Annotated in this window: 6 protein-coding genes; 5 read left to right on the top strand and 1 reads right to left on the bottom strand. The window is 38.8% G+C overall.

All coding sequences use genetic code 11. The features are described 5' to 3' along the window. The first annotated feature begins 190 nt into the window (after positions 1-190). On the top strand, positions 191-817 hold the full coding sequence (locus HZA38_06740; GenBank protein MBI5415178.1) for a superoxide dismutase: 627 nt from the start codon (positions 191-193) through the stop codon (positions 815-817). A gap of 130 nt (positions 818-947) precedes the next feature. Here the strand turns inward: HZA38_06740 and HZA38_06735 are convergent, their stop codons facing one another. Beyond that, the gene (locus HZA38_06735) at positions 948-1,625 is read right to left on the bottom strand and encodes a YdcF family protein (GenBank protein ID MBI5415177.1); all 678 of its coding nucleotides are present in this window, start codon (positions 1,623-1,625) and stop codon (positions 948-950) included. 74 nt (positions 1,626-1,699) lie between these two features. Here HZA38_06735 and HZA38_06730 point away from each other — a divergent pair, with 74 nt between their 5' ends. The 4 genes from HZA38_06730 to HZA38_06715 all read left to right on the top strand — a co-directional run bounded on the left by HZA38_06730 (position 1,700) and on the right by HZA38_06715 (position 4,803). Next, the gene (locus HZA38_06730; protein ID MBI5415176.1) at positions 1,700-1,942 is read left to right on the top strand and encodes a hypothetical protein; all 243 of its coding nucleotides are present in this window, start codon (positions 1,700-1,702) and stop codon (positions 1,940-1,942) included. 24 nt (positions 1,943-1,966) lie between these two features. Further along, positions 1,967-2,623 carry a peptidylprolyl isomerase gene (locus HZA38_06725; protein MBI5415175.1) on the top strand — a complete coding sequence of 219 codons (657 nt, stop codon included), beginning with the start codon at positions 1,967-1,969 and terminating at the stop codon, positions 2,621-2,623. A 71-nt stretch (positions 2,624-2,694) separates the two neighbouring features. Continuing rightward, positions 2,695-4,164, top strand: coding sequence for a glutamate--tRNA ligase (locus HZA38_06720; GenBank protein ID MBI5415174.1), 1,470 nt, complete (start codon positions 2,695-2,697; stop codon positions 4,162-4,164). Positions 4,165-4,236: 72 nt separating this feature from the next. Continuing rightward, positions 4,237-4,803, top strand: coding sequence for a hypothetical protein (locus HZA38_06715; protein MBI5415173.1), 567 nt, complete (start codon positions 4,237-4,239; stop codon positions 4,801-4,803). Positions 4,804-5,168 lie beyond the last annotated feature (365 nt).

Raw genomic sequence — 5,168 nt, 5'->3', positions numbered from 1 at the left:
TACCACATGATAATCACAATAATATACACAATGGCTTTGTTTCCGAAATTTCATGCTCATATCCTACCACCCCTCCCAGATTTTGGAAAAACTCCATCTCTGGGTCAGTAGACCCAGAGATTTAAGTAAGGATTTATTAAAATTTCAAAATTAAAAATTATTTTTACATTTTACCTTTTACATTCCTCCTATGTCCTACACATGGAATTTCAATCCCCGACCATATTCCGATGAAGAGGCAAAAAAACTCCTCTCATCAGTTATGAGTCCTGAAACAACCGACTGGCATTACAACAAACATCACAAGGGATATGTGACGGCACTGAATACGATCGAGACAAGTCTTCCTACCGCAGACACCTCGGGAATAAATGGGAATTATTCCGCATTTGGGGAACTGAAGCGAAGACTTCCCTGGAATCATGCAGGTGCGCTTTTGCACGATCTTTTCTGGTATTCACTCGGTGGCGACGGAGATCACACGAAAGCTCCAACACTCATGAAAGCAATTGAAAAGCATTTTGGATCTTTTGACGCGTGGAAAATGGATTTTATAAATACGGCGATGGGAACGAAGCTCAGCGGATGGGCAGTTCTTACGGACGATCAGCTCTCATCTCAAAGACTTCTTAATGTTCTTGTGGACGATCACCAAAATGGCGCAATTTGGGGCGGAATTCCTCTCCTCGCCTTAGATATGTTCGAACACGCGTATTACCATAAAGATGGTGCAAATCGCGCGGAATACATCAAAAATTTCTTTGCAAATCTTCATTGGGAACGTCTCGAAAAACGATACCTCAAGTACAAGAGGTAATTCTGTTCTATTTAAAAGTAGTCAGTTGTCAGTCAAAAAAGTGAGTTTAATACACTCAACTTTTTTTATGTTGAAACCAAAAAATACGACACTTTTCTAGTCTTCTTACTGACAACTGACTACTGACTACTTACAACCGGCTGTTTGTCCCAAACATCTGAACTTCCTCTCCAAGAAACTTCGGATCATGGGGAAAGAGGTTCACTTCAAAAAATGCGGCGATAATCGCGAATACTTCTCGAAATTCATAATCACTCTGTTTTTCATATTGATTTTTATCCGCAACAAAACCAACAACATCGATTCCAAAATTTTCACATAAGTAAATAACACGAGGGAGATGGTATTCCTGGCTTACCACAATCGCATCAGTAATTCCAAAAATTTTTTGCGCACGAGCGCAGGAATCAAACGTCCGGAAACCTGCAAAATCTAAGACGATATCCTCCTCATGTACTCCAAATTCCATGGCTGTTTTTTTCATAACCTGCGCTTCATTATAGTTCATTTGAGAATTGTCTCCCGTCATGAGAATCTTTTGCACTTTCTTTGCAAAATATAATTCGGAAGCCGTTGCAACTCGATCATAAAGCACAACGCTCGGAAATGAATTTTGGAGAACAGAAGCGCCAAAAACAATGGCGACTTTTTTTGAAGGAACGGTATTTAGGTCAGAAAATATTTTCCCCTTCGAATTCAAATGAACCAAGAAAATAGGGAGGGCTCCTCCCACAAGAAGGAGAAATGTTCCTATACCGATCAGCCAGAAGAGAATTTTTTTTTGACACATGCCCGAGTATTCTTTCAAAAAATATCGATCCTGAAAAGATATTGTACTTCCTCCTGTTTTTTGAGAAAATTCTCAGGGTTTGAAATGTTCTTATGAAACGATTTTTGTACAGTGCTGGCTTTATTTTCTCGATCACTCTCCTTGCGTCGTGTAGTCAGGAAAACCCTGACGAAAATTTCAATAAGTTCTACCAAGGCTCTCCTCAAGCGGAAAAAATTGAAAAGAGTGTCTCAGAAACGTTAGAAAAAACTGAGAAACCGCCTCAGAAAGGTTTTGAATTTTCTGGAGAAGACAGCGAATATCAGTGCACCACTACCTGTTTACCAAAACCATAATTTTTTGTTCTTTTTTTATTTTTTATGAAAAAACTTTTTCTTCTTATCCCGTCTGTTATGCTCATTCTTGCCGCATGTACTGGACCAAATAATGCTTCCACACCAACTCCTCCAAAAAACGAAAAGGCATTCAATCAAAAAGATCTTCCGGCAAAGGGTGAAGAAATCGCTGTTATTTCCACGGAATTTGGCGATATGAAAGTTCGATTTTTCCCGGAGAAAGCGCCAAAAACCGTTGAAAATTTTGTTACGCACGCAAAAAACGGATATTACGATGGTATTATTTTCCATCGTATCATTGATGGCTTCATGATCCAGGGAGGAGATCCAACTGGAACTGGTGCGGGAGGAGAAAGCATTTGGGGCGGAAAATTTGACGATGAACTGAATAAGGATTTAAAGAATGTCCGTGGAGCACTCGCAATGGCGAATGCCGGAGCGAATACGAATGGCTCTCAATTCTTCATAAATCAAGTAGAGAACGTCAACTTGAATGGCTACGATCAGAGCGGAAAGTTAAAAAGTTGTTCTACTCAAGGCGTTTCTTGCCACTCCGTTTTTGGACAAGTTTTTGATGGTCTTGATGTCATCGACAGTATTGCAAAAGTGGAAAAAGGTCCTGGTGATAAGCCCGCTCAAGATATTCCCATGACGGTGAAGATTGTAAAATACGGAGAATAAAACCTCACTTTGCCTTCTCTCTCCTTTTGTCATCCCGGGCTTGACCCGGGATCTCATTCTTCATCAAAAATATGACTGAAGTAATCGTCAGATATCCGCCTTCTCCCACTGGTCCGCTGCATGTTGGAACCGTCCGTGTAATGCTCTACAATTATGTATTTGCCAAACAGCACAATGGGAAAATAGTAATGAGACTGGAGGACACGGATCGAGAACGATCAACAAAAGAATCTGAGGAGAACATTCTTTCTGGGCTTAAAAACATGGGGATTACTTGGGATGGTGAAGTTCACTATCAGAGTAAGCGAATTCCGATCTACCGAAAATATCTCGAACAGCTTTTGAACGAAGAGAAAGCGTATTACTGCTTTTGCACAAAAGAAGAACTTGAAACGGAGAGGCTGAGGCTCGAAGGCGTAAAACTTCCACCGAGGTATTCGGGAAAATGTGCGAAAATTTCAAAAGAGGAACAGGAAATGCGAGTGAAAAAAGGTGAAAAAGGAGTCATCAGATTTCGAACTCCAGAATCGGAACCGATTATTTTTGAGGATCATATTCGCGGAAAAGTGGAAATTAACGCGAAAGAAATTGACGATTTTGTGATCGCGAAAAATCTGGATGAGCCGCTCTATAATTTTTGTGTTGTGGTGGATGATCACGAAATGAACATTTCTCACGTTATTCGCGGAGAAGATCATATTTCAAATACGCCAAAACAGATTTTGATTTACGAAGCGTTTTCTTGGAAAATCCCAGAATTCGCCCATCTGCCGCTCATTCTGAATGAAGACAAAAGCAAACTTTCGAAGCGAAAAAATAAAGTTTCGGTTGATGATTATCTGGCAGAAGGATATTTGAAAGAAGCGCTTCTCAACTTTCTCGCACTTCTCGGCTGGAATACTTCTGATGAAAATGAAATTTTTTCATTGGAAGATTTGATTCGAGAGTTTTCACTTGAACGAGTTCATAAAGGCGGCGCAGTATTTGATCTCGCGAAACTTCTTCATGTAAATGGAGTCTGGATTCGCAAAAAAACTCCAGAAGAATTTAAAAATCTTGCGGAGCAATTTTTGCAAGATCCAATTTTTGTGGAAGGACGAAAAAAATATGGAGAAAAATTCTATGAAACCGCTCTAGAACTTGTTCATGAAAGAACAAAAAAATTGAACGAACTTCCGGATTTTTTGCGATTTTTCTTTGTGGATGATTTGAAGTATTCCAAAGAACTTTTCTTTCACGAAAAAATGAAAGTGGACGAAAATGTGGCAAAAACAGCACTCGAAGAAGGGAAAAAGATTTTGGAAGGAATTTCGGAATCGGATTGGAATGAGGAAAATATTAAAGAGGAATTGCTCGTGGCGTTGTCGGAGACGTCGCCGTCTCCGATACACGGATGGAAAAACGGCCAACTCCTTTGGCCGCTCCGCGTGGCACTTTCTGGAGAAGCATTTTCTCCAGGGACGTTTGAACTTTTGGCGGTGTTTGGGAAGGAGAGAAGTTTGGGGAGGATTGAATATGGAACTCTAGTTCTTAATGGATAATCCAACACCATGAAGTAAAGAAAATTATTGTAGGGGCAAAAATTTATTAACCACAAGTATTCTTCAGTAAATATGGCAGTAAAAATAATGGAAGTTCATGTTCCAGAATATCATTTGAATACAAAACCCGATTATTTAAAAGTCGGGCGCAAGGTTGATACAGAAATTGAAAAAAGTTTGCCAGATGGTCAATATATTTATAGAGCAATCGGAAAAGATGATCACTCCAACATTTCGTTAAATGAATTTGTACAGATTGTTTTGAAATTAGGAACGGATAAATATGATCCAAAAAGAAAAGAAATTTGTTTTGAGGCGTTTTGTATGTATGACCATGATATTCAAGCTGGGTCTTTTGATATAAAAAATCATAAAATTGTCTTGGATGATTCTTATGAATATCCATCAATGTTTGGCGATACGATCAAGAAATTTTACGAAAACGTGCTTTTGGATAGAGGATATAGAGTTAGAATTGATGTTTTGATAATCTATGACTCAAACAAATTAGTCAGAGCCAAAAAAATTGATCCAAAAGCAGAAAGTGCAAGACCAAAACTTGAAGAATGTTTGTATAAGTTTAAAGACCCAAAGCATAAGCAAGATGCATTAGTAGGAATTGTTAAAATTCTAAGATAAATTCGTGAGGGTCATGCGTCCACGCATGACATTGCGGTGATCACGCCAGGAGGCGTGACCCTCACAGAAAAAACTTTGGTATTTTTAAGCTATTTGCATGACAAATTTTTTAATTCATTTTATTCAACAATACGGCTACCTGGCAATTTTTTTAGCAACCGCATGGGATCACACTGGCACGCCGGCCGCGATGTTAGTAAGCATAGGTGTTGCCGCAACTGGATTACTAGTATTATTTCCAATAAATAATTTCGTGTGATATACTTGGGACGATATTTTTCTTGATACGCATGAAAAAATATATCGTTCATCTTTCTCAAAAGGAAAAAATACAAATACAGAAAATATTACAAAAAGGAAAGCAT

Source organism: Candidatus Peregrinibacteria bacterium, from assembly GCA_016220175.1.
Lineage (GTDB): Bacteria > Patescibacteriota > Gracilibacteria > CAIRYL01 > CAIRYL01 > JACRHZ01.
This window is presented reverse-complemented; position numbering and strand designations above follow the sequence as displayed.